This window comes from Streptomyces sp. CA-249302 (assembly GCF_050936785.1).
GTDB lineage: Bacteria > Actinomycetota > Actinomycetes > Streptomycetales > Streptomycetaceae > Streptomyces.
Genome location: NZ_JBNJMG010000001.1, coordinates 5,279,519 through 5,303,082, shown reverse-complemented (window position 1 = coordinate 5,303,082; position 23,564 = coordinate 5,279,519). Strand labels below are relative to the sequence as shown.

Genomic DNA, 23,564 nt, shown 5'->3' with positions numbered 1-23,564 from the left:
GCAGAACTGTCGGGAACCGCCCTGGTGAGCGATTCGCTCGCGGCGGTGACAACTCGATCCTGCTTGCGAACTGCGGTGTTCCGCGCGTGATTCCGCGTGTGCGCCCGTGCGCCTCTTATGCCTCGATCCGATTCGCGGATCGCAGCCGCTGGAAGCTACGCGCGAGTAGCCGCGAGACATGCATCTGCGAGACGCCGAGTTCCGCGCTGATCTGCGACTGGGTGAGATTGCTGTAGTAGCGCAGCAGCAGGATCCGCTGTTCGCGTTCCGGGAGTTGGACCAGGAGATGGCGGACCAGATCGCGGTGCTCGACCCCGTCCAGGGCCGGGTCCTCGTAGCCGAGCCGGTCCAGCAGCCCCGGCAGCCCGTCGCCCTCCTGGGCGGCCTCCAGCGAGGTCGCGTGGTACGAGCGGCCGGCCTCGATGCAGGACAGCACCTCGTCCTCGGAGATGCGCAGCCGCTCGGCGATCTCGGCGGTGGTCGGGGTGCGCCCGAAGGCGGTGGTCAGGTCCTCGGTCGCGCTGTTCACCTGCACCCACAGCTCGTGCAGCCGGCGCGGTACGTGCACGGTCCGTACGTTGTCCCGGAAGTACCGCTTGATCTCGCCGACGACGGTCGGCATCGCGAAGGTCGGGAACTGCACGCCCCGGTCCGGGTCGAAGCGGTCGATGGCGTTGATGAGGCCGATGGTGCCGACCTGGATCACGTCCTCCATCGGCTCGTTGCGGGAGCGGAAGCGGGCGGCCGCGTAGCGCACGAGCGGGAGGTTGGCCTCGATGAGCGCCCCGCGCACCCGGTTGTGCTCCGGAGTGCCCGGCCGGAGCGCCTTGATCTCGGCGAAGAGCACCTGGGTGAGGGCCCGGGTGTCGGCGCCGCGGCTGCGCGGCGCGGCCGCCGGGGGCTCGGCGACTTCCTGGGGAGGCGCAGTACTGGCCGACACCGTCAACGCCACCTCTTCATCGGTCACCCATCGGTCGACTCATCGGTCAAAAGCGGTCATAGCATCACAAGACATGTGCACTGTGTGCAAGCACCGCATAGTGCTGTGTTCAACGTGTTCACCGTGTTGATGGGCAAGTTGGGGCATAAGACGCACGAAAGCCCCCCGCCGTTCCCGGCGAAGGGCTTCGATGTGGATCTCTCAGTACTCGTAGTCGGCGATCACCCAGGTGGAGAACTCCTTCCACAGGGTGACGCCCGCCTGGTGCTCCGGGTGCTCGACGTAGGCGCGGAGCGCGGCCGCGTCCTCGAACCCGGAGTTGATCGCGAAGTCGTAGGCGATGGGCCGGTCGCTGAGGTTCCAGCCGAGCTCCCAGAAACGGATCTCGGGGATCTTCCCGTCCAGCGAACGGAAGGCGTCGACGCCCTCCAGGACCCGCGGGTCGTCGCGCCCGACGCCGTCGTTGAGCTTGAAGAGGACGAGGTGGCGGATCATGTGGGCTCCTGGGCTCCTGGCTAGTGGGCGCCGTCGGCGATCCAGCTGAAGAAGTCGCCGATGGCCTTGGCGGCGTCCGAAATGCCCTCGAACCCTATCTGGACGTAGTCGGCGGCCTTCGCCGGGTCCTTGATGATCACGTACATCACGAAGACCACGAGCAGATAGACGGCGATCTTCTTCGCGTTCACCGCCATCGCGGCCTCCTATGTGACTGATGTGCCCTTAGGGCCCCCTGTTGCCGGGCGCGAGTGTAACCTTCACGGCCCCTTATATGACCAACGGCCCGCAGGTGAAGGGCCTTCGGCGGCCGCGGGGCCGGAACGCACGAAGGGCCCCGTCGTCGGACGGGGCCCTTCTCAAGCGGTAGCGGAGGGATTTGAACCCTCGGTGACTTGCGCCACACTCGCTTTCGAGGCGAGCTCCTTCGGCCGCTCGGACACGCTACCGAGAGAGACCTTACAGCAAGCCGGGCCATGCTTTGAAATCGGTATTCGGGGAAGCGGGAACGGGGTCAGCGGTCCCGGAAGAAGTCGGTGAGCAGGCGGGCGCCCTCGTCGGCGAGCACGCCCTCGATCACCTCGGGCCGGTGGTTGAGCCGCCGGTCGCGTACGACGTCCCAGAGGGAGCCCGCCGCGCCGGCCTTCTCGTCGCGGGCGCCGTAGACGACCCGGTCCAGCCGGGACTGCACGATCGCGCCCGCGCACATCGTGCACGGTTCGAGGGTGACGACGAGCGTGCAGCCCGAAAGCCGCCACTCGCCGAGGTCGGCCGCGGCCCGGCGGATCGCGAGGACCTCGGCGTGCGCCGTCGGATCGCCGGTGGCCTCGCGCTCGTTGTGACCGGCCCCGAGCACGGTCGTACCGTCCGCGGCCAGCACGACGGCACCGACGGGGACGTCCCCGCCGGCCCGCTCGGCCTGGTCCAGGGCGAGCCGCATCGCGGCCCGCCAGCGGTCACGTACCGGGTCCGCGGGGCCTTCCGCCGTCAGCGGACGGTCTCCAGGACCTCCGAGGCACCCAGCGCCTCGGCGATCGCGCTCAGGGCGTCCTCGTCCAGGGAGCGCAGCTCCTTGGCGCTGACGCCGAGGTCGTCGAGGATCCCGGCGTCGCCGACGGGGCTGTGCGGCACGGACTCGGCGGACGGGGCGTCCTCGTCGCCGTCGTCCTCCTCGTCCTCGCCGTCCTCGGTCCCGTCGAGGTCGAGGGCGTCCAGGTCGGGGCCGTCGTCACCGGGCTCCCGGCCGAGCAGTTCGTCGGTGAGCAGGATCTCGCCGTAACTGCTGCGGGCAGCGGCGGCGGCGTCCGAGACGTAGATACGGGGGTCGTCCTCACCGTCGATGCGGACGACGCCGAACCACGTCTCTTCCTGCTCGATGAGTACGAGCACCGTGTCGTCCTGGTCCGAGGCCTCACGGGCGAGATCGGCCAGGTCCGACAGGGTCTCCACATCGTCGAGCTCTGTGTCGCTCGCTTCCCACCCGTCTTCGGTGCGCGCGAGCAGTGCGGCGAAGTACACCGTGACTCTCCCACTGGTCATAGGCGTGCCGGTTGGGGGTCCCCCCGGCGGAGGCTTGGGCGGGGAGAGCTGTGCTCCGAGCCCCACCCACTCGGAATCGTGGCAGAAACAAGGCGTTCAGGGGACGTCTTCGGCTCCCTGTGTCCGCCCGTTTTGATCGACCACCAGCGGGATCGTACGCGGCAAACGTAATGCGCACGCACCGGGTTGCCCTTACGGGGCCTTCGGAGCGGCGGCGCTACCAGCGGAAGGTGCGCATGCGCATGGCGTGACGCAGCCGGGCGGTCTTGGCGCGCCGCGGCTGGACCCGGTCGCGCAGTTCACGCGCCTCGGCGAGTTCGCGCAGGAACTGGGCCCGGCGGCGCCTTCGCTCGGCGTCGGTCTCGCGCCGTGACGTGTCCGCCGGTGACTCAGGCTCTGGCATAGGCTCACCACCCCGTTACGTCCCTCCCACTTTCCCTCTGACGGGCGGTTTGATGCCAGCGGGCGGGTGATACGGGGTTTGGGGACCGCCTGGGCGCCCGGGGCCGCGGGCTTCGTGGATGACCGGGACGCCGGGGGCTGCGGGCCCGGTTACTGTTGTGGACATGCGTCTCCACGTCGTCGACCACCCCCTGGTCGCCCACAAGCTCACCACGCTGCGCGACCAGCGCACCGACTCCGCGACCTTCCGCCGGCTCGCCGACGAGCTGGTCACCCTGCTCGCCTACGAGGCCACGCGTGACGTGCGCACGGAGCAGGTCGACATCACGACGCCGGTCGCCTCGACGACGGGCGTCAAGCTGTCCTACCCCCGTCCGCTGGTCGTCCCGATCCTGCGCGCGGGCCTCGGCATGCTGGACGGCATGGTGCGGCTGCTGCCGACCGCCGAGGTGGGCTTCATGGGCATGGTCCGCGACGAGGAGACGCTCCAGGCGTCGACGTACGCCACCCGCATGCCCGAGGACCTCTCCGGCCGCCAGGTGTACGTCCTGGACCCGATGCTGGCGACGGGCGGCACCCTGGTGGCGGCGATCCAGGAGCTGATCAAGCGCGGCGCGGACGATGTGACGGCCGTGGTGCTGCTCGCCGCCCCCGAGGGCGTCGAGGTCATGGAACGCGAACTGGCGGGCACCCCGGTCACGGTGGTGACGGCGGCGATCGACGACCACCTCAACGAGCACGGCTACATCGTGCCGGGCCTGGGGGATGCAGGCGACCGCCTCTACGGCGCCGCTGAGTAGAACGCCCCGAGGGGCGCGGGGCTGCTACCTCATGCGGCTCCGCCGCGCGGGCGCGATCAGCCACATCGGACCGGTGAGCCGCTCCACGACCGCGCCCCGACGGCGAGCAGGCGACTCTCAGCAGGTCTTGGTCGAAGAAGTAGGCGTCGGCCGTGGCTGCCCCAGCGCGGCCAGCGCCTTGTCGGCCGCCCCCTTCGCCGTCAGGTTCTTGAAGTCCGTGCCGATGATCAGGTCGATGTCGGTCCCCTTGCGGGCCGCGTCCGTACGGCGTTCCGCGGACGCCAGTTGCGTCCCCAGCACCGGCAGCGAGGTGTTCAGGGAAGAGGCGGGGCCCAGCAGTATCCCGGCACCCTTGACCTTCTTGTCGAACTGCTTGCTCGCGTTCCCCACGTCGCCGATCTTGAAGCCCCGCTTCTCCAGCTCGTCCGCGGTGTCCTTGGCCAGCCCGCTGCGGGGCGTGGCGTTGTAGACGTTGACGGTGATCTGGGCCGGCTTGGGCAGCGCCGCCGCGGAGGCGGTCGCCGAGGGGCTCGCCTTCGTCGCGCAGTCCGCCTTGGGACCGGCCGCCGAGGCCTTCTTGCCGCCGCCGGTGAAGACGTCGATGAGCTGTAGCGTGCCCCAGCCGATCACGCCGAGTGCGACGACGGAGGCCACCATGGCGAGCACGAGCCTGCCGCGCCGCCGACGCCGGCGCATGCGCGGGTACTTGTCCCCCGTGATCCGGTATTTGCCGCCCATGCCTGGGGGAGTCAGCATGCTCATGGGCGCAGCGTAGTGCGCCCGAGCGGCGATGCCTACTAGATGATCATTCGACGCCACGCAGGTGAACCCGAAAGGGCCAAGCCTTTGCCGACCGGCCTCGAAGGGGGCGGGTCAGTCCAGTTCGAGCACGCGCGCGTGCAGCACCTGGCGCTGCTGGAGGGCCGCCCGGACCGCCCGGTGCAGACCGTCCTCCAGGTACAGGTCGCCCTGCCACTTGACGACGTGTGCGAACAGGTCGCCGTAGAAGGTCGAGTCCTCGGCCAGGAGCGTCTCCAGGTCGAGTTGCCCCTTCGTCGTCACGAGCTGATCGAGGCGGACCGGGCGCGGCGCGACGTCCGCCCACTGCCGGGTGCTTTCCCGGCCGTGGTCGGGGTACGGCCGGCCGTTTCCGATGCGCTTGAAGATCACACGGAAAGCCTACCGGTCAAGACGTTCCGGGCGCAGCCATGGAGACGGAGTGCGACGCTGGAAAAGATGCCGTAAATACGGGCAAAAAGGGAACAGGGGTCTGACATGAGCGACCGCGAGACCATGCCACCGGCAACCGCGCCCGAGGCTTCGGGCAGTGCTCCGGCCCTCCCGCAGGGGGCGCTGGAGATCGCGTCCGGGTATGCCTTCACCGGTCCGGCGCTGGATCTCGGCGCCCTGATGTGGGCCGAAAACTGCCTGCCCGACGCGCAGATCCGCATCCCCCTGCCCATGCTCAACCGGCACGGCCTGGTCGCCGGCGCCACCGGCACCGGCAAGACCAAGACGCTCCAGCTGATCGCCGAACAGCTCTCGGCGCAGGGCGTGCCGGTCTTCCTGGCCGACGTGAAGGGCGACCTGTCCGGGATCTCGGCGGCCGGGCAGCCGAACGACAAGGCCGAGGGGCGTGCCGCCGAGGTCCACCAGGAGTGGACGCCGACCGGGTTCCCGGCCGAGTTCTACGCGCTCGGCGGGCTCGGCCACGGCATCCCGCTGAGGGCCACGATCACCAGCTTCGGCCCGGTCCTGCTCTCCAAGGTGCTCCAGCTCAACCAGACCCAGGAGCAGTCCCTCGGCCTGATCTTCCACTACGCGGACACCAAGGGCCTGGAGCTGGTCGACCTCAAGGACCTGCGGGCGGTCGTGGCCTTCCTCACGTCGGACGAGGGGAAGGCGGAACTGAAGAACATCGGCGGCCTGTCCACCGCCACCGCCGGGGTGATCCTGCGTTCCCTCACCGCCTTCGAGGCGCAGGGGATGGCCGGCTTCTTCGGGGAGCCGGAGTTCGACACGAGCGAGTTCCTGCGTACGGCGGCCGACGGGCGGGGCGTCGTCTCCGTCCTCGAACTCCCCGCCGTACAGGACAGACCGCAGCTGTTCTCGACCTTCCTGATGTGGCTGCTCGCGGATCTCTTCCACGACCTGCCGGAGGTCGGCGACGCGGACAAGCCGAAGCTGGTCTTCTTCTTCGACGAGGCGCATCTGCTCTTCAACGACGCGTCCAAGGCCTTCCTGGACTCGATCACGCAGACCGTCCGGCTGATTCGCTCGAAAGGGGTCGGCGTCTTCTTCGTCACACAGACCCCGAAGGACGTACCGTCCGACGTCCTCGCCCAGCTCGGCAACCGCGTCCAGCACGCCCTGCGGGCCTTCACACCGGACGACCAGAAGGCCTTGAAGGCGACCGTGAAGACCTTCCCCAACTCCGCCTACGACCTGGAGGAACTCCTCACCGCCCTCGGCACGGGCGAGGCCGTGGTGACGGTCCTCAGCGAGAAGGGCGCGCCCACCCCGGTCGCCGCGACCCGCCTGCGCGCACCCGAGTCCCTCATGGGCCCCGTCGAGGCCGCCACGCTCGACCGGGCGGTGAAGTCCTCGCAGCTGTACGGACGTTACGCACAGGCTGTGGACAGAGAATCGGCGTACGAGAAGCTGACGGCGGCGAAGCCCGCCGGCGGCAAGGGGCCCGACGAGTTGAAGGCCCCCGCCGAACCCAAGGCCGCTCCCCGTCCCAAGTCGGCGGAGGACCGCTCGATGGTCGAACAGGTCGTGGGGAGCGGCATGTTCAAGTCGCTGGCCCGGTCGGTGGGCACGCAGATCGGGCGCGAGATCACCCGCTCCCTCTTCGGGACGGCCCGGCGGAGGCGTTAGGGCCTGGCCCGCCGGGCCGCCGCCGGGTCAGCGGGCCGGTTTCTCGGGGTTCCGCTTCGGTTGGGGCTGCTTCGTCTGCGGCTTCGGCGCGCTGCGCGCCGCCTCCGCGCGCAGCAGGGCGCGCAGGACCGCGTAGGGGTCGATGGGCATGGCTGTGTTCCTCGCGTCGTGACTGACCTTGTCCGGAGCGGGCTCGGTCAGCAGCGCAGGACCACGGTGCGCAGGGCGCGCAGGGTGTACGGGGGCACGGGCGGCGCCTGCCGGGGGCGACCCCGGGTGGCGGTTGGCGCCGGGGCCGGGACGGCCGCGGGGCGCAGGGGTACGGCGGCCCGGCGGACGGCGTCGGCCGGTGGCCGTACGGCCACGTCCAGGACGTCGTACTCGACGGTCTCCACGGACGCGACCGGCGTCGCGTGCACCTCGGTGTGGACGCCCGGCAGCAGCAGGGCGAAGAGCAGCACGAGCACCCGCAGCCAGACGCGGCTGGGCGGGAGACGGCGTGCGGTGCTCACGGGAGGTGGTCTGCCCCCGACACGCCCGTCGTCAGGCACGCCGGGGGCGAGATCCGCCCGAACGGGCTACAAGGGCCGGGGAACCAGCCGTTCGGCCCGGCCCCGCATGCGGATCGCCGTGATGATCTCGACCACGCCGACCGCGACCAGCCAGATGCCGCCGACCAGGGTGAGGACGGCGACGGACTCGAAGGGGGAGTCGATCAGCACGATCCCGGCGACGAAGGTGAGGACGCCGAGGAAGATCTGCCAGCCGCGGGCCGGCATGGAGCTGTCGGAGGCGGCGGCCAGGGTCTGGGTGATGCCGCGGATCAGCCAGCCGATGCCGATCCACAGGGCGAGCAGCAGGATCGAGCGCATCGGGCCGCGCAGGCAGAACAGGCCGAGCAGGATCGACAGGGCGCCGCTGATGAACGCCAGGACGCGCAGGGAGGTCGTCCGGTGCGTGCCGAAGGCGGCGACCAGCTGGAAGACGCCGCTGAAGAGGAGGTAGAGGCCGAAGAGGACACCGGCCGCGAGGAGCGAGGCGCCCGGCCAGACGAGGACCAGGATGCCGAGGATCAGGGAGGCCACGCCGGTGAGCAGGACGACCTGCCAGGCGGCCTTGGACAGTGCGTGCAGGGGGCCCTCGAAGGGCGGCTCGGGCGGGGGAGCGCCTGTGGCATGTCCGGCTGCGTGGACCTTGCGGTCATCGGACTCCGGACTCCAGGACGAAGCGTTCGGAGAGTCGGTCATGTTCCATGCTTGGACCCGCGAGCGCCCCGGCGCCACCCCTGGGACCCACCCGGCTGACGGCTACTTCCCGGTCGCCTTCGCCGCCTTGGCCGCCGCCTTCATCTCCTGCTTGTGGGCGCGCACCTTGGCCAGCGACTCCGGGCCCGTGATGTCGGCGACCGAGCGGTGGCAGTCCTTCTCGCCGTAGGCGCCGGCGGCCTCCTGCCAGCCCTTGGGCCGTACGCCGAGCTGCTTGCCGAGCAGCGCGAGGAAGATCCGCGCCTTCTGCTTGCCGAAGCCGGGCAGTTCCTCCAGGCGGCGCAGCAGCTCCGGTCCGTCGGCGACGCCCTTCCAGACGAGTTCGGCGTTCCCGTCGTAGTGCTCGACCAGGTACTGGCACAGCTGCTGGATCCGCTTCGCCATGGAGCCCGGGTAGCGGTGCACGGCCGGCTTCTGCGAGAGCAGCGCGGCGAAGGTCTCCGGGTCCTGGGCGGCGATCTCGTGCGCGTCCAGGTCGTCCAGACCGAGCCGGTCCGCGATCGTGCGCGGTCCCTTGAACGCCCACTCCATCGGAACCTGCTGGTCCAGCAGCATCCCGGTGAGCGCGGCGAGCGGGGAGCGCCCGAGGAGCTCGTCGGCCTCGGGGTCCTGGGCGAGGTGCAGGGTGACGTCCATGACCCCGATCATCCCTCTTTCACGCCTCGCGTACGATTCCACCACCATTTACTAAGGCAAGGCTAACCTTAAGATGCAGGGAGGGTCGCAGCGTGACGACCGAGATCCACCGGGACGCCTGGGGCATCCCGCATCTGCGGGCCGACGGCGCCCTTGAACTCGCCCGCGCCCAGGGCGCCGTCACCGCCCGCGACCGCGCCTGGCAGCTGGAGGTCGAGCGGCACCGCGTCCAGGGCACCTCGGCCGCCTTCCTCGGCACCGAGGCCCTCCCCTGGGACCTGCTCGCCCGCCGCGCCCGCCTCGACGACACCGCCCGCCGCTGCTGGGCGGCGCTTGCGGAACGGGACCCCGAGACGGCGGACTGGATACGGGCGTACGTCGACGGCATCAACGCGGAGCTGCCGGGCAGCGCGGCCCCGGAGTTCGAGCGCGTCGGCCTGACCCCCGGCCGCTGGGAGCTCTGGACCCCGCTCGGCGTCTGGCTCGCCACGCACATCCTCTTCGCGGGCTTCCCGGCCAAGCTCTGGCGGGAGCAGGCGATCCGGCACCTGGGCGAGGAGGCCGTCGGGCTCTTCGCCACCGACGGACCCGGCACCTCCGGCAGCAACGGCTGGCTGGTGAGCGGGGGTCGGACCATCACCGGGCACGCCCTGATTGCCGGCGATCCGCACCGCTTCATCGAGGATCCCGGCGTCTACCAGCAGATCCACCTCTCCTGCCCGGAGTTCGACGTCGTCGGACTCGCCGTCCCCGGCGTCCCGGGCATCGCCCACTTCGGCCACACCGGCACGGTCGCCTGGGCCATCACCAACGCCATGGCCGACTACCAGGACCTGTACCGGGAGCGGCTGCGGCGCACGGGCGCGGGCGTGGAGGCCCTCGACCCCGACGGCAGCTGGCGCCGCGCCTCCCGGCACACGGAGACCGTGGAGGTGGCGGGGGAGCCGCCGGTCGAGGTCGAGGTGATCGAGACGGAGCGGGGGCCGGTGATCGTCGGAGGGCCGGAGGGGCTGGACGGCGGGGTGGCGGAGGTGGACGGGGCGCTGCCGGGCGGCGGCACGCCCGCCGCCTCACCTGCCGGACAGGCCGGGAACCCGGCCGCCGTCCCCCTCGCCCTCGCCCTCCGCCACCCACCCCGCGTCAGCTCCGACCTCGGCTTCAGCGCGCTGCTCCCCCTGCTCCGCGCCCGCCGCGTCGCCGACGTCGACCGGGCCCTCGACCTGTGGGCCGAGCCCGTCAACGTCGTGCAGGCCGCCGACACCGAGGGCGGCCTGCTGCACCGGGTCGCCGGGCGGGTGCCGGTGCGGGCCGGGGTCAACCGGGTGCGGCCGGTGCCGGCCTGGGAGCCGGGGTACGAGTGGCGCGGCTGGGAGGAGATGCCGCACGCCGGACTGGCCGACGGCGTCGCTGTGATGGCCAACCAGCGCGGCCCGGCCACCCCGTTCGGCGTGGAGTTCGCCCCGCCGCACCGCGCCGACCGCATCGCCGCCCTGCTCGCCGAGAAGGACCACTGGTCGGCCGGCGACATGCCCGCGATCCACACGGACACCCATCTCGCCTCCGCCGCACCCCTGTTGGACCACCTCGCGGCCCTGCCCGGCCTGTCCCCCGAGGCCACCGTCCTCCGCGACCGCCTCCTGCGCTGGGACCGCCGCATGGACGCCGCTTCCACGGACGCGGCCGCCTACGCGGCGGTGCGCGGCGCGGTCGTCCGCCGACTCGCGGCCCACCCGGCCTTCGCCGCCCTCGCCGTCCCGCCCGCCTACCCCGAGGTCCTCCTCCCCTGGCTCGCGCTGCTCCCGCGCATCGCCTTCGCCCTCGAACACCTGCTGCGGGCCGAGGAGTTGTACGGCATCGACCGGCCGGACGTCGTACGGGCCGCCCTGGAGGAGGTGGCGGCGGAGCCTCCCGCCGGCACCTGGGGCGACACCCACCGCCTCGTGCCCTGGCGGGCGCTGCCGCAGCCGTCGTACCAAGGACCCGGTCTGTCCGGCGACCACGACTGCGTGCTGTGCACTTCGAGCGTGCCCGGGCTGACCGACCTGAGCGCGCGCGGTCCGGCCGCCCGCTATGTGTGGGACCTGGCCCGGCGCGAGGACAGCCTGTGGGTGGTGCCGCTCGGGGCGTCCGGTGTCCCCGGCTCGCCCCATCACACCGATCAACTCCCCTTGTGGCTCAAGGGAGATCTCGTCCCGGTCGTCACCGACTTCGACCGGCTCGGCAAGGAGAGCAAGGAAAGCAAGGAGAGCGATGTCTGACCTGTACGACACCCGTACCGCCGTCCACACCACCGGCGCCGTCCGCGTGCTGCCCCTCGACGCGCACGCCGACGCGGACGTGCTGCACCGCTGGGTGCGCGAGGAGCGGGCCGTCTTCTGGGGGATGAACGGTCTCACCCGGGACCAAGTGGCCGAGATCTACGCCCACATGGACACCCTCGACACCCACCACGCCTTCCTGCTGGTCAGGGACGGCGAACCGGTCGGGCTCCTCCAGACCTACGAGCCCGAGGCCGACCGCGTGAGCGAGTGCTACGAGGTGCGCGACGGCGACATCGGCATCCACCTCCTGCTCGCGCCCGCACGGGAGGGCGGCGCGCGGTCCGGCTGGTCGGCGGCGCTGCTCACCGCCGTGACCTCGTACGTCCTGTTGGGGCTGGACCGGCGCCGGGTGGTGGTCGATCCGGATGTGCGGAACGAGAGGGCGGTCGACCGTTTCCTGCGGCAGGGCTTCGTGGCGGGCGAGGTCGTGGTGCTGCCGGAGATCGACATCCCGGACGTGTACCTGCCCGAGAAGAAGGCCCAACTGGCTTTCCTGGAGCGGGAGATAGCCTTCCCGGCGTGACCCCTGAAGATCTCGTCGCCCATTACGGACTGCAGCCGATACCCCGCGAAGGAGGCCTCTACCGCCAGACCTGGGCGGGTCCGGACCACCCCGACGGGCGCCCGGCGGGCACGGCGATCGTCGCCCTGCTGACGGCGGACGACTTCTCCGCCCTGCACCGCCTGCCGAGCGATGAGATCTGGCACCACTACCTCGGCGACCCGCTGGAACTCCTGCTCCTCGCCCCCGACGGCACCTCGACGACGGCCGTCCTCGGCCCGGAGGTCCTCAGCGGTCAGCACGTCCAGCTGACCGTCCCGGCCGGGACCTGGATGGGCGGACGGGTGCTCGCGGGCGGGGCGTGGACGCTCTTCGGCTGCACGATGGCGCCCGGGTTCACCTTCGAGGGGTACGAGCACGGGGACGCGGGCGAGTTGGCGGCGCGGTATCCCGACCGCGCCGACCGCATCCTGGGACTCTCCCGTCCATGACACTCCTCGAAGGACAGGTCGCGCTGGTCACGGGCGCGGGTGGCGGTATCGGCCGGGGGATCGCGCTGCGGTTCGCCGAGGAGGGGGCCGCGGTCGCGCTGCACTGCCGTACGGCGGTGGCGGCGGCGCGTGAAGTGGCGGGACGGATCCAGGAGTCGGGCGGCCGGGCCGTCGTACTCCGGGCGGATCTCCGCGACGAGGACGCGTGTGCTCGGGTGGTGCGGGAGGCGGCCGAGTGGGGTGGTGGGCTGGACGCGGTGGTCAACAACGCGGGGGTGCAGCCGGTTCGGGAGCTGCCCGGGATGACGGCGGGCGAGTGGCGGGCGGTCCTGGACGCCAATCTGACGGGTGTGTTCGCGTGTACGCAGGCTGCCGCCGAGGTCATGCGGGAGCGGGGGCGCGGGGGATCGGTGACGCACATCGCCTCCGTCGAGGGACGGCAGCCCGCGCCGGGGCACGCGCACTACAGCGCGTCCAAGGCGGCCGTCGTGATGCACGCCCGGTCGGCGGCGCTGGAGTACGGGCCGTACGGGATCCGCGTCAACTCGGTCTCGCCGGGCCTGATCGGGCGCGAAGGGCTGGCGGAGGACTGGCCGGAGGGGGTGCGGCGGTGGCGGGCGGCGGCGCCGCTCGGGCGGCTGGGGCGGCCGGAGGACGTGGGGGACGCCTGCGTGTTCCTCGCCTCACGGCTCGCCTCCTGGGTGACGGGACACGACCTTCTGGTGGACGGTGGGGTCTCGGCCCGGCCGACGTGGTGAGCCCCACGCGGTGAGCACGGAGGCGCTCGCGTCCGTACGTACCGGGAAGGCGGCGAGTCCGACGACGGAGATACGACGTGGGGTGTGACGGTTCGGATGGCGGACGGCGAGGGCGTCGAGGGTGCCGCGGACTCCGCGGACAGCGCGGAGTTCAAGGGCTGGTGCTGCTGGGCGCCGTGCTGGTCCTGCTCGTCCTCGGCGGCGCGGGGCCCGCGTCGGCCCACGCGGCCCTCAAGTCCAGCGACCCCGCCGACGCCGCCGTCCTCAAGTCGGCACCCCGCTCCGTCACCCTGACCTTCACCGAGTCCGTCGGCCTGCTCGACGACTCCTTCCGCGTCCTGAACCCCGAGAACCGCCGGGTGAGCACGGGCGAGGCCCGGCACGCCTCCGGCCGCTCCGACACCGCGCAGGTGAGGCTGCCGGCGAAGCTCGCCGAGGGCACCTACGTGGTGGCCTGGCGGGTCGTGTCGGCCGACAGCCACCCGGTGTCGGGCGCGTTCACCTTCTCGGTCGGCAAACCCTCGGCGACGGTCGCCTCGGTGGACACCGGCCCGGTCGAGAACCCGGCCACCGCCAGCCTCTACAACATCGCCCGCTACCTCGCCTACCTCGCCGCGGCCCTCCTGATCGGCACGGCGGCCTTCGCGGCCCTGTGCCGCCCCACGGACCGCGCCCCGCTCCGCAGGCCCCTGCTGACGGGCTGGTGGACCCTCCTGGGCACCTCGGCCGTCCTGCTGGTCCTGCGGGCCCCCTACGAGACCGGCACGGCCCCTGGGACGGCCTTCAGCGCGTCGGCCTTCACCCGCACCCTCACGGGCCGCCCCGGGCTGGTCCTGCTCGCCCGCCTCGCCCTGCTGCTGATCGCCGCGGTGGCCTTCGTGACCCTTCGCAAACGATCGGTCTCCCCCGGCCGCCCCCTGCTCCTCGCCGGCACCGCCTTCTCCGTCGCCCTCGCCCTCACCTGGGCCCTCGCCGAGCACGCCTCCGCCGGTATCCAGGTGCCCGTGGCCGTCGTCTCCTCGGTGCTGCACCTGCTCGCGATGGCGGTCTGGCTGGGCGGGCTCACCGCGCTGCTGATCCTGCTGCGCGCCACCGACGTGGCCGCGGCCGTCGTGGCCCGCTTCTCCCGGCTCGCCTTCGCCTCGGTGACCGTCCTGGTCGTCACCGGCGTCTACCAGTCCTGGCGCGGCCTCGGCTCCTGGAGCGCGCTCACCGGGACGACGTACGGCCGTCTCCTGATCGCCAAGATCGCCGCCGTGGTGCTGCTGGTGGCCCTGGCGGGGCTCTCCCGGCGGTGGACGGCTCGGCTGGTGGCGGCCCCGGCCGAGGCGGTCGTACGGGAAAGGGTCCCGGAGGCGGTGGGCGGGCCGGCGCTGCCCGTGTCGGGGGAGGCGGCCGACTCCGCTGCGGACCCTGCGACAGACGGCCCCACCACCGGCGACGTACACCGCCGGGCCCTGCGCCGCTCCGTGCTCGCCGAAGTCGCCGTGGGCGTCCTCGTCCTGGTGATCACGACCGTGCTCACCGGCACCCTCCCCGGCCGCGCCGCCGCCGAGGCGGCCGGGCAGCCCGCGTCCGCCGTCGGGCTGCCCGCGGCGTCCGTGACCACGATCCCGTTCGACGTCGGCACCCCGAACGGCCACGGCAAGGTGCAGATCACCCTCGACCCCGGCCGGGTCGGCGAGAACAACGTCCAGGCGGTGGTCTTCGGCCCCGACGGCGGCATCTCCACCGTCCCTGAGCTGCGGCTCTCCTTCACGCTCGAGGAGCGGAAGATCGGCCCGCTGGACGCGGGGATCAAGAACCTGGGCGGCTACTGGGGCACCAACAGCCTCACGCTTCCCATCGCCGGAACCTGGACGATGAAGGTCACGGTGCGGACCTCCGACATCGACCAGGTGAGCGTGACCAAGGCCGTGCACATCCGGTAGGACGCATTCCGGCACATTCCGTAACCGTAGGTTCGAACGCTCGAACGAGAATGATCACAATCGTGACGGTTACGTTTCCACAAAGCTCTTGGGTGGCTATTGACCCATGACCGGACATGGGGCTGTTATTACCGCCACGATGTTCGGTCGAGTTGATTTCTGGTCGGTTTCGACTTTTTTCGACGTGGCGCAGCCGTGACCGAACCCTGCCCTCAGGAGCCGTTATGACAGACCTCTCCCCCTCGGGTCTCTCCCTTCCCTCCCCGAGCCGCCGCAGCCTGCTGCGGGGAGTCGGAGGCGCCGCCCTCGTCGCCGGTGCGGGAATCCCCCTGCTGTCCGCCTGCGGCAGCAGCACCAGCTCGTCCGACACCAAGACCGTCAGCGTCGGCTCCAACGACTCGGACGCCGTGCCGAAGAAGGCGTACGCGGCCGTGTACTCGGCCTTCCAGAAGCAGTCCGGCCTCACCGTCAAGGTGAACACGAAGGACCACAACACCTTCCAGGAGCAGATCAACTCCTACCTCCAGGGCACGCCGGACGACGTGTTCAAGTGGTTCGCCGGGTACCGGATGCAGTTCTTCGCGCAGAAGGGCCTCGCCTCCCCGATCGACGACGTGTGGGCGAAGATCGGGGACAACTTCCCCGACGCGATGAAGAAGCTCAGCAAGGGCGCGGACGGCAAGTACTACTTCGTCCCGATGACCACGTACCCCTGGGCGCTCTTCTACCGCAAGAGCGTCTTCCAGGCGAAGGGCTACGAAGTCCCCACCACCTGGGACCAGTTGATCACCCTGTGCAAGCAGATGAAGAAGGACGGCCTGGTCCCGATCGCCTTCGGTGACAAGGACGCCTGGCCCGCGATGGGCACCTTCGACCAGATCAACTTCCGCCTCAACGGCTACGACTTCCACGTCGAGCTGATGGCCGGCAAGGCCGCCTGGACCGACGCCAAGGTCAAGGCCGTCTTCGACCACTGGTCCGAGCTGCTCCCCTACCACCAGGACGGCTTCATGGGCCGCACCTGGCAGGACGCCGCCCAGACCCTGGTGTCGAAGAAGGCCGGCATGTACCTCCTCGGCACCTTCGTGGCGCAGCAGTTCACCAACAAGGCCGACCTCGAGGACCTCGACTTCTTCGCCTTCCCGGAGATCAACTCCGCGTTCGGCCAGGACACGGTCGAGGCGCCCACCGACGGCTTCATGGTGAGCAAGTCCCCGAAGAACAAGGACGGCGTCGCCAAGCTCATGGAGTACCTGGGCACCCCGGCCGCCGAGGAGCTCTACCTCAAGGGCGACCCGAGCGTCGTGGCCGCCTCCAACAAGGCCTCCACCGCCGCGTACTCGACGCTCCAGAAGAAGGCGTTCGAGATGATCGGCAGCGCCAAGAGCCTGACCCAGTTCATGGACCGCGACTCCCGCCCGGACTTCACCTCCACGGTGATGCAGCCCGGCCTCCAGAAGTTCCTCCAGAACCCCAAGGGCGTCGACAGCCTGCTCTCCTCGATCGAGCGCCAGAAGAAGACGATCTTCGCGTCCTGATGAGCTCCGAGACCCCCACGAAGAGCCCGGAGACGGCCGAGCCGTCTCCGGGCCCCGCGCCTGTCGTCACGCGGGTCCCGCAGGGCCACAAGCGCCTGCTGACCCGCCGTGACCGCGTCACGCTCGCCTTCATGGCGGGCGTGCCCACCGTCCTGCACGTCGCCCTCGTCTGGCTGACCGCGATCGCCTCGATCGCCCTCGCCTTCACGACCTGGGACGGCATCGGCTTCGACTCCATCAAGTGGGTCGGCCTGGACAACTTCCGTCAGTTGTTCACCGACAACCCGCAGTTCTGGCCCGCCGTCCAGCACAACGTCATCTGGTTCGTCGTACTGATCCTGATCCCGACGCCCTTCGGCCTGTTCCTGGCCGTGCAGCTGGACAAGAACATCCGCTTCAGCCGCGTCTACCAGACCGCGTTCTTCCTGCCGGTCGTGATGTCGCTCGCGGTCACCGGCTTCGTCTGGCAGCTGGTCTACAACCCCGACACCGGCCTGATCAACAGCCTCATCGGGGCCAACAAGCCCGGCCACTACATCGACTGGATCGGCGACCCGAAGCTGAACCTGTGGGCCGTGCTGGTCGCCGCCTCCTGGCGGCACACCGGCTACATGATGATCCTCTACCTGGCCGGCCTGAAGGGCGTCGACCCCTCCCTGCGGGAGGCCTCCGCCCTCGACGGCGCCAACGAGTGGCAGACGTTCAAGAACGTCATCTTCCCCACCCTGCGGCCCACGAACACCGTGGTGCTCGTGGTGACGATCATCGAGGCGCTGCGCGCCTTCGACCTGGTGTGGGTCTTCAACAAGGGCGCCCAGGGCACCGAGCTGCTGTCGATCCTGATCACCAACAACATCATCGGCGAGTCCAGCCGGATCGGTTACGGCTCCGCGATCGCCGTAGTCCTCCTGGTGATCTCCCTCGCGGTCATCATCCCGTACCTGATCGCGACCTTCCGGAAGGAGCGGCGCGCATGAGCACCCTGACCGCGCCGGGCAAGCAGCGCACCCCGGTCCGACCGGCCCGCGTCCTGCTGCACACGTTCCTGGTCGTCACCTCGCTGGCCTGGCTCGCCCCGCTGCTCTGGGCGGTCTTCGCGGCCCTGCGGCCGTACTCGGAGACCAGCAACAAGGGTTACGTGTCCTGGCCGGACAAGCTGACCTTCGACAACTTCAAGAACGCGTTCGTGCAGTCGGACATGATGCACTACTTCGGCAACACGCTGATCATCGCGGTGCCGGCCGTGCTCGTGACCCTGCTGTTCTCGTCGATGGTCGCGTTCTACGTCAGCCGCTTCGACTTCCGGCTCAACATCGCGCTCCTGCTGGTGTTCACCGCGGGCAACCTGCTCCCGCAGCAGGTCATCATCACCCCGCTGTACCGGATGTACCTCCTCATCGACCTGCCCGGCATCACCGCCAGCGGCAAGCTGTACGACTCCGCGCTCGGCCTGGTGCTGATCCACGTGGCGTTCCAGTCCGGCTTCTGCGCCTTCGTGCTCAGCAACTACATGCGGATGCTGCCGCACGAGCTGACCGAGGCCGCGCTGGTCGACGGCGCCTCGGTGTGGCGGATGTACTGGCAGATCGTGCTGCCGCTGTGCAAGCCGGCGATGGCCGCCCTGGCGACGCTGTTGTCCATCTGGATCTACAACGACTTCTTCTGGGCCATCGTGCTGATCTCGACCGGCGAGAACATGCCGATCACCTCGGCCCTGAACAACCTCTCCGGCCAGTACTTCACGGACCCGAACCTGGTCGCCGCGGGCGCCCTGCTGACCGCGATCCCGACGCTGATCGTGTACTTCGTGCTGCAGCGGCAGTTCGTGAGCGGTCTGACGCTGGGCGCCAACAAGGGCTGACGCCCTCCTTTTCCGAGAGAGAACGACCGTGCCCCACCCCTTCACTCCCGTCGCCTCCCTCCTCGTGGACCCGCGCAACGCCCGCGTCCACGAGGAGGGCTGGCAGTCCTGGAGCCCCAGCGGCGCCTACGCCCTCGGCGACAAGCCGTACCGCCCGACCAACGACAACTGGGCGACGGTCTGCTACCGCCCCGGCGTCACCGTCCCCGAGGGGACCTTCCAGGGCGAGGGACTGCTCGCGCTCGACCCCGGAGACGGCTCGGCCGTGCGTCTGTGGGCGGCCGTCGACCCCACCGCCAAGGTCCCGTCCATCCGCCTGACCGTGACGGGAGACCGGGCCGAGGTCGGTGCGGACGGCCCGGTGAAGGAGTGGACCGGCCCCGACATCCAGTCGGTGCTGGCGAGTTGGGCCACCTCGCAGGAGGTGCCGGCGCCGCGCCCGGCCCCGACCGTGTGGTGCTCCTGGTACGAGTACTTCACCGACGTCACCGAGGACGACATCCACGAGAACCTCCGTGCGATGGACACCCTCGACCTGCCCATCGACGTCGTCCAGATCGACGACGGCTACCAGAAGGCCCTCGGCGACTGGCTCACCCTCTCCGGCCGCTTCCGCTCGCGCGCGGGCATCGCCGACGCCATCCGCGCCCGCGGCCGCCGCGCCGGCATCTGGACGGCCCCCTTCCTGGTCGACCCGGCGAGCGACCTGGCCACCGAGCACCCCGACTGGCTGGTCCGCGACCCCGACGGCGGCTTCACCCACGCCGGCCGCAACTGGGGCCACGACCTGCGCGTCCTGGACACCACCCACCCCGAGGCGGCGGCCTGCCTGACCGAGGTCTTCCGCACCCTGCGCGCCGAGGGCTACGACTACTTCAAGGTCGACTTCCTCTACGCGGGCGCGCTGGACGGCGTACGCCACGCGGATGTCGACGCGCTGACGGCGTACCGCGAAGGGATCTCGTCGATCCGCGCGGCTATCGGCGAGGACGCCTACCTCCTCGGCTGCGGCGCACCCCTGTTGGCGTCCATCGGCCTGTTCGACGCGATGCGGGTGAGCCCCGACACGGCCCCGCACCGCCGTTCCGAGGCCGACGACTACAGCCAACCCGGGCAGGACCCGGCCGAGTTCACCGGTGTCGGCCGCCAGTGGCAGCACGGCCGTTTCTGGGTCAACGACCCCGACTGCCTGATGGCCCGCCCCGCGGTGGAGACCCGGGAACGCTGGGCCGCCCACGTCGAGGCCACCGGCGGCCTGATGGCGTCCAGCGACCGCCTGCTGTCCCTGGACGAGTGGGGCGTGACCACAACACGCCGTCTCCTGTCTGGAGTTGACGAATGAGCCTGCCCCTGAACGTGCCGGGCATCGCGTACGGCGGCGACTACAACCCCGAGCAGTGGCCCGAGGAGGTCTGGGCCGAGGACATGCGCCTCATGGCCGAGGCCGGGGTCACCATGGTCAGCGTCAACATCTTCTCGTGGGCGCTGCTCGAACCCGCCGAGGGCGAGTACGACTTCTCCCGCCTGGACCGCATCCTCGACCTGCTCCACTCCCACGGCATCGCGGCCGACCTGGCGACCCCGACGGCGGCCCCGCCGGCCTGGTTCTTCGTCAAGCACCCGGAGGCGCTGCCGGTCGACAAGGACGGCCGCGGACTGTCGTACGGCAGCCGCCAGACCTTCTGCCCCTCCAGCCCCGCCTACCGCGAGGCGGCCCTCCGGATGGCCGGCGAACTGGCCCGCCGCTACGCCGGCCACCCCGCCGTGGTGATGTGGCACATCCACAACGAGTACGGCTGCCACAACGCCGAGTGCTACTGCGACACCAGCGCCGAGGCCTTCCGCGGCTGGCTGCGCGACCGCTACGACAGCCTGGCCGAGCTCAACCACGCCTGGGGCACCGCCTTCTGGAGCCAGTGGTACTACGACTGGGACCAGGTCCTGCCCCCGCGCGCGACGGGCGCGGTCCCCAACCCGACCCACCAGCTGGACTGGCGCCGCTTCTGCAGCGACGCCCTGCTCTCCTTGTACGAGGCGGAGCGCGACGTCCTGTCGGAGGCGGCCCCGGCGACGCCCGCGACCACCAACTTCATGGTGATGCACAACTTCGACGCCCTGGACTACTGGCGCTGGGCCCCGAGCTGGACATCGTCTCCAACGACCACTACCTCCAGTCCACCGACCCCGAGTCCCACATCGACCTGGCGCTCAGCGGCGACCTGGTCCGCTCGCTGGCCGGCGGCCCCTGGCTGCTGATGGAGCACTCCACGGGCGCGGTCAACTGGCAGCCGGTCAACCGGGCCAAGACGGCGGGGGAGTTGCGCCGCAACGCCCTCGCGCACGTGGCCCGCGGCGCCGACGGCATCGCCTACTTCCAGTGGCGGGCCGCCAAGGCCGGCGCCGAACAGTGGCACTCGGCGATGCTCCCGCACGCCGGCACCGACAGCCAGATCTGGCGTGACGTGGTCCAACTCGGCGCAGACCTGCGGGCGTTGGCGGAGGTGCGCGGCAGCACCGGCACCGCCGAGGTGGCCGTCGTCTGGGACTGGAACGCCCGCTGGGCGCTGGAACTCCCCTCCCAGCCGAGCGGCGAACTGAACTTCCACGACCTGGTCCGCGCCTGGTACGAGCCCCTGTGGCGGGCGGGCGTCGCGGTCGACTTCGTCCGCCCCGACGCGGACCTGTCGCCGTACCGCCTGGTGCTGGCTCCCAGCCTCTACCTGGTCGACGACGAAGGCGCCGCGAACCTGGCCGACTTCGCCGCGTCCGGCGGCACCCTCGCGGTCGGCTTCCACAGCGGCATGGTGGACGCCAACTGCCACGTCCGGCTGGGCGGTTACCCGGGAGCCTTCCGCACGGCCCTGGGCGTCCGCACGGACGAACTCTTCCCGCTCCTGCCGGGCCGGTCGGTGGCCCTCGACGGCGGCGGCAAGGGATCGCTCTGGTCGGAGCGGCTGCGCCTGGAGGGCGCGGAGGCGGTGACGTCGTACACGGACGGCCCGTTGTCCGGCGTCCCGGCGGTCACCCGCAACTCCCATGGCGAGGGCGCCACTTGGTACCTGGCGACCCAGCCGGACACGAAGACCCTCACCACGCTCCTCGACCGCATCCGCACGGAGGCGGGCGTCGAGCCGGTACGCACCGCCCCGGAGGGCGTCGAAGTGGCGCTCCGGCGCGGCCCGGAGGCGGACTACCTGTTCCTGATCAACCACACGGACCGCGCCGCGGAGGTCACGGTGGCCCCGGACGCGACCGAACTCCTCACCGCACAGCCGCTGTCGGGCTCGGCGACCGTACCGGCGGGCGGGGTTTCGGTGATCCGGGAGCCGCGCGGCTCCTGACCGGGCTCGAAGAATCCGGGAATCCGCTCACCAACTGGAGCACAGTCCGTCGTTCGGGCAGAACATGGCCCACACGCTGTTGTACCCGGACCGGACGGTCAGCGAGGCCGGGTCCGGGCCGCCGTTGACGGAGGACCCGGGGTCCGGGGTGGCGGTGAAGGTGACCACCGTCCCGACCGGGAAGCTCGCGTAGCAGGGCCCGGTCGGGTTCGGCTGCGACTCGCCGCTGCCGTACGGGTCCCAGGCCGTCGTGTGGCAGCTGATCCCGGCCGGGCTGCTGGTGACGGTGCCGCCGCCCCAGCCGTCGATCCATGCGGACACGGTGCTCTGCTGGGTCACCGCGACGGTCCGGGCACCGGCCGGCCCGGCGGTGGTGAGGGCGGCCGCCGCGGCGAGGGCGAGCGCGGCCCCGGCCACGACCACCCGCCGCCGGCCACCGCCGGTGGTGGAGAGGTTCGGATTGCTGTTCATGTTCCGGCTCCTAGATCCGCCCCCTCTTCGCTCACTCCCTTTTCCTCCCCTCCCGCCCCCTCTTCCCATGCTTGACCTGGTCCGGAGCCCGGCCCATCCCAGAAATCTGGGGATTTGCGACGTACGCTCGAATCATGGCGGTTCCTGTGGTCCCGTACGCGCGGTCGTACGACCGTGTGGTCCGCCTCTGCGAGACCGGCGCCGACTCCCGGACCCTGCGGGTACGCCTCCTCGCCGAACTGCGCACGGCGACCCCGTTCGACGCGTACGACTTCCTCCTCACCGACCCCGAGACCACGGTGGGCTGCTCCCCGATCACGGAGGTCCCCTGCCTCCCCGAACTCCCCCGGATGACCCGCCTCAAATACCTGACCGAGGTCCACCGCTGGACGTCCCTGGACGGCGTGGCCCTGCTCAGCGACCTCCCCGACCCGGCCGCCAGCCTCCTCTGGCGCGACCTGCTCCGGCACCACGGCGTCCGGGACATCGCGTCGATGGCGTTCAAGGACCGCCACGGCTGCTGGGGCCGCCTGGACCTCTACCGCTACGCCCGCGACTTCACCGCCGAGGAGTCGGCGTACCTCACCCGCCTCACCGCCCCGGTCACGACGGCGCTCCGCCGCAGCCAGGCCCACACCTTCGTCGTACGACCGCCACGCCCGCGAGGCTCCAGCCCCCTGGCCCTCCTCCTCGCCCCCGACCTGCGGGTCCTCGCCCAGACCCCGGCCACCCACGCCTGCCTGACCCGCCTGGCCCCCGCCGCCCACGGCCGCGGGACGATCCACGCGAGCGTCTACGACGTAGCAGCCCAGCTCCTGGCCGTCGAGGCGGGCGTCGACACGCACCCAGCCCGCTCCCGGGCCCACCTGGGGGACGGCCTCTGGCTCACTCTGAGCGCGGCCCGCATAGCCGACGCGACCGCCACCCACCGCCGCGACACGATCGCCGTGACCCTGGAGGAAACCTCGCCACCGGACCGCCTCACCCTCTTCACCAGAGCCTTCGCACTGACCCCCCGAGAGTCCGACGTCCTGTCCCACGTGGCAAAGGGCAACGACAGCCACACCGTGGCCCACGCCATGTCGGTCTCCGAACACACGGTCCAGGACCACCTGAAATCGATCTTCGCGAAGACGTCGACGAACAACAGGGTGATGCTGCTGGCGCGGGCACTGGGGGCATGAACGCCCCGGATCCGCCGGGGTACGCCGGACCAGCCGCCGGTCTCGGCACCCGGCGGATGCGGAAGTAGGCTTTCTTCGTTGCTGCGGTGCAGCGCCGCATCGATCGGCCGGGGTGCGATGCCCGCCGTGCCGCCGGATCTGCCGCCACGGTGAGGAACCCGTAGGCTCGGTGGAGGGGCGGGCAACGGCAGCCGTTTCAGTGCGGAGGT

The 23,564-nt window shown here is 71.0% G+C and carries 25 protein-coding genes, 1 tRNA gene and 1 pseudogene; 13 read left to right on the top strand and 14 right to left on the bottom strand.

The window, feature by feature from the left end; translation table 11 throughout:
- Positions 1-115: 115 nt before the first annotated feature.
- From ACQEWB_RS23820 to ACQEWB_RS23790, 7 genes are all read right to left on the bottom strand, one after another.
- Positions 116-967 (bottom strand): RNA polymerase sigma factor SigF, encoded by an 852-nt coding sequence (locus tag ACQEWB_RS23820; RefSeq protein ID WP_432834199.1) that lies wholly within the window; start codon positions 965-967, stop codon positions 116-118.
- 174 nt (positions 968-1,141) lie between these two features.
- Positions 1,142-1,435: a Dabb family protein gene (locus tag ACQEWB_RS23815; RefSeq protein WP_432834197.1), complete on the bottom strand. Its 294-nt coding sequence runs from the start codon at positions 1,433-1,435 to the stop codon at positions 1,142-1,144.
- A 20-nt stretch (positions 1,436-1,455) separates the two neighbouring features.
- Entirely contained in the window at positions 1,456-1,632 is a 177-nt protein-coding gene (locus ACQEWB_RS23810; protein ID WP_242768096.1) for a hypothetical protein, read from the bottom strand.
- A 167-nt stretch (positions 1,633-1,799) separates the two neighbouring features.
- Positions 1,800-1,884: transfer RNA gene (locus ACQEWB_RS23805), tRNA-Ser, on the bottom strand.
- A 65-nt stretch (positions 1,885-1,949) separates the two neighbouring features.
- A complete protein-coding gene (gene tadA / locus ACQEWB_RS23800) occupies positions 1,950-2,375 on the bottom strand; it encodes a tRNA adenosine(34) deaminase TadA (protein ID WP_432834195.1) in 426 nt (141 codons plus the stop codon).
- A 47-nt stretch (positions 2,376-2,422) separates the two neighbouring features.
- A complete protein-coding gene (locus ACQEWB_RS23795; RefSeq protein WP_432843967.1) occupies positions 2,423-2,953 on the bottom strand; it encodes a hypothetical protein in 531 nt (176 codons plus the stop codon).
- 238 nt (positions 2,954-3,191) lie between these two features.
- A complete protein-coding gene (locus ACQEWB_RS23790; RefSeq protein WP_432834193.1) occupies positions 3,192-3,377 on the bottom strand; it encodes a hypothetical protein in 186 nt (61 codons plus the stop codon).
- 163 nt (positions 3,378-3,540) lie between these two features.
- Between ACQEWB_RS23790 and upp the strand changes: the two genes are divergently transcribed.
- Entirely contained in the window at positions 3,541-4,176 is a 636-nt protein-coding gene (gene upp, locus ACQEWB_RS23785) for a uracil phosphoribosyltransferase (protein ID WP_432834190.1), read from the top strand.
- A 117-nt stretch (positions 4,177-4,293) separates the two neighbouring features.
- On the opposite strand, the gene ACQEWB_RS23780 is transcribed toward upp, so the two are convergent.
- Both ACQEWB_RS23780 and ACQEWB_RS23775 read right to left on the bottom strand, forming a co-directional pair.
- A complete protein-coding gene (locus tag ACQEWB_RS23780) occupies positions 4,294-4,938 on the bottom strand; it encodes a LytR C-terminal domain-containing protein (protein WP_432834188.1) in 645 nt (214 codons plus the stop codon).
- 111 nt (positions 4,939-5,049) lie between these two features.
- Positions 5,050-5,346 (bottom strand): type II toxin-antitoxin system VapB family antitoxin, encoded by a 297-nt coding sequence (locus ACQEWB_RS23775; protein ID WP_003999914.1) that lies wholly within the window; start codon positions 5,344-5,346, stop codon positions 5,050-5,052.
- 105 nt (positions 5,347-5,451) lie between these two features.
- Here ACQEWB_RS23775 and ACQEWB_RS23770 point away from each other — a divergent pair, with 105 nt between their 5' ends.
- The gene (locus tag ACQEWB_RS23770) at positions 5,452-7,056 is read left to right on the top strand and encodes a helicase HerA-like domain-containing protein (RefSeq protein ID WP_432834185.1); all 1,605 of its coding nucleotides are present in this window, start codon (positions 5,452-5,454) and stop codon (positions 7,054-7,056) included.
- 27 nt (positions 7,057-7,083) lie between these two features.
- Here the strand turns inward: ACQEWB_RS23770 and ACQEWB_RS23765 are convergent, their stop codons facing one another.
- The 4 genes from ACQEWB_RS23765 to ACQEWB_RS23750 all read right to left on the bottom strand — a co-directional run bounded on the left by ACQEWB_RS23765 (position 7,084) and on the right by ACQEWB_RS23750 (position 8,957).
- Positions 7,084-7,206: a hypothetical protein gene (locus ACQEWB_RS23765; RefSeq protein ID WP_432834183.1), complete on the bottom strand. Its 123-nt coding sequence runs from the start codon at positions 7,204-7,206 to the stop codon at positions 7,084-7,086.
- A gap of 47 nt (positions 7,207-7,253) precedes the next feature.
- Entirely contained in the window at positions 7,254-7,568 is a 315-nt protein-coding gene (locus ACQEWB_RS23760; RefSeq protein ID WP_432834181.1) for a hypothetical protein, read from the bottom strand.
- 66 nt (positions 7,569-7,634) lie between these two features.
- A complete protein-coding gene (locus ACQEWB_RS23755) occupies positions 7,635-8,303 on the bottom strand; it encodes an HdeD family acid-resistance protein (protein ID WP_432834179.1) in 669 nt (222 codons plus the stop codon).
- Between the two features lie 60 nt (positions 8,304-8,363).
- Positions 8,364-8,957 (bottom strand): HhH-GPD-type base excision DNA repair protein, encoded by a 594-nt coding sequence (locus ACQEWB_RS23750; protein WP_432834177.1) that lies wholly within the window; start codon positions 8,955-8,957, stop codon positions 8,364-8,366.
- 92 nt (positions 8,958-9,049) lie between these two features.
- Here ACQEWB_RS23750 and ACQEWB_RS23745 point away from each other — a divergent pair, with 92 nt between their 5' ends.
- From ACQEWB_RS23745 to ACQEWB_RS23700, 10 genes and pseudogenes are all read left to right on the top strand, one after another.
- Entirely contained in the window at positions 9,050-11,215 is a 2,166-nt protein-coding gene (locus tag ACQEWB_RS23745; RefSeq protein ID WP_432834175.1) for a penicillin acylase family protein, read from the top strand.
- Positions 11,208-11,801 (top strand): GNAT family N-acetyltransferase, encoded by a 594-nt coding sequence (locus ACQEWB_RS23740; RefSeq protein WP_432834173.1) that lies wholly within the window; start codon positions 11,208-11,210, stop codon positions 11,799-11,801. The genes ACQEWB_RS23745 and ACQEWB_RS23740 overlap by 8 nt, the downstream gene beginning before the upstream one ends.
- Positions 11,798-12,271, top strand: a complete 474-nt coding sequence (locus ACQEWB_RS23735; RefSeq protein ID WP_432834171.1) for a cupin domain-containing protein — start codon at positions 11,798-11,800, stop codon at positions 12,269-12,271. Before ACQEWB_RS23740 ends, ACQEWB_RS23735 begins: the two co-directional genes overlap by 4 nt.
- Entirely contained in the window at positions 12,268-13,029 is a 762-nt protein-coding gene (locus ACQEWB_RS23730; protein WP_432834169.1) for an SDR family NAD(P)-dependent oxidoreductase, read from the top strand. Before ACQEWB_RS23735 ends, ACQEWB_RS23730 begins: the two co-directional genes overlap by 4 nt.
- A 161-nt stretch (positions 13,030-13,190) precedes the next feature.
- A complete protein-coding gene (locus tag ACQEWB_RS23725) occupies positions 13,191-14,960 on the top strand; it encodes a copper resistance CopC/CopD family protein (RefSeq protein WP_432834167.1) in 1,770 nt (589 codons plus the stop codon).
- Between the two features lie 224 nt (positions 14,961-15,184).
- On the top strand, positions 15,185-16,498 hold the full coding sequence (locus ACQEWB_RS23720; protein ID WP_432834165.1) for an ABC transporter substrate-binding protein: 1,314 nt from the start codon (positions 15,185-15,187) through the stop codon (positions 16,496-16,498).
- Complete coding sequence (locus ACQEWB_RS23715) at positions 16,498-17,475, top strand: carbohydrate ABC transporter permease (protein WP_432834163.1); 978 nt, start codon at positions 16,498-16,500, stop codon at positions 17,473-17,475. Before ACQEWB_RS23720 ends, ACQEWB_RS23715 begins: the two co-directional genes overlap by 1 nt.
- Positions 17,472-18,359 (top strand): carbohydrate ABC transporter permease, encoded by an 888-nt coding sequence (locus ACQEWB_RS23710; RefSeq protein ID WP_432834161.1) that lies wholly within the window; start codon positions 17,472-17,474, stop codon positions 18,357-18,359. Before ACQEWB_RS23715 ends, ACQEWB_RS23710 begins: the two co-directional genes overlap by 4 nt.
- A 28-nt stretch (positions 18,360-18,387) precedes the next feature.
- A complete protein-coding gene (locus ACQEWB_RS23705; protein ID WP_432834159.1) occupies positions 18,388-19,701 on the top strand; it encodes a glycoside hydrolase family 36 protein in 1,314 nt (437 codons plus the stop codon).
- Positions 19,698-21,700: pseudogene (locus ACQEWB_RS23700) on the top strand (beta-galactosidase). The gene ACQEWB_RS23705 and the pseudogene ACQEWB_RS23700 overlap by 4 nt, the downstream one beginning before the upstream one ends.
- Before the next feature lie 27 nt (positions 21,701-21,727).
- Here the strand turns inward: ACQEWB_RS23700 and ACQEWB_RS23695 are convergent.
- Positions 21,728-22,171 (bottom strand): hypothetical protein, encoded by a 444-nt coding sequence (locus ACQEWB_RS23695; protein WP_432834157.1) that lies wholly within the window; start codon positions 22,169-22,171, stop codon positions 21,728-21,730.
- Between the two features lie 134 nt (positions 22,172-22,305).
- Here ACQEWB_RS23695 and ACQEWB_RS23690 point away from each other — a divergent pair, with 134 nt between their 5' ends.
- The gene (locus ACQEWB_RS23690) at positions 22,306-23,355 is read left to right on the top strand and encodes a response regulator transcription factor (RefSeq protein ID WP_432834155.1); all 1,050 of its coding nucleotides are present in this window, start codon (positions 22,306-22,308) and stop codon (positions 23,353-23,355) included.
- The last annotated feature ends 209 nt before the right edge of the window (positions 23,356-23,564 follow it).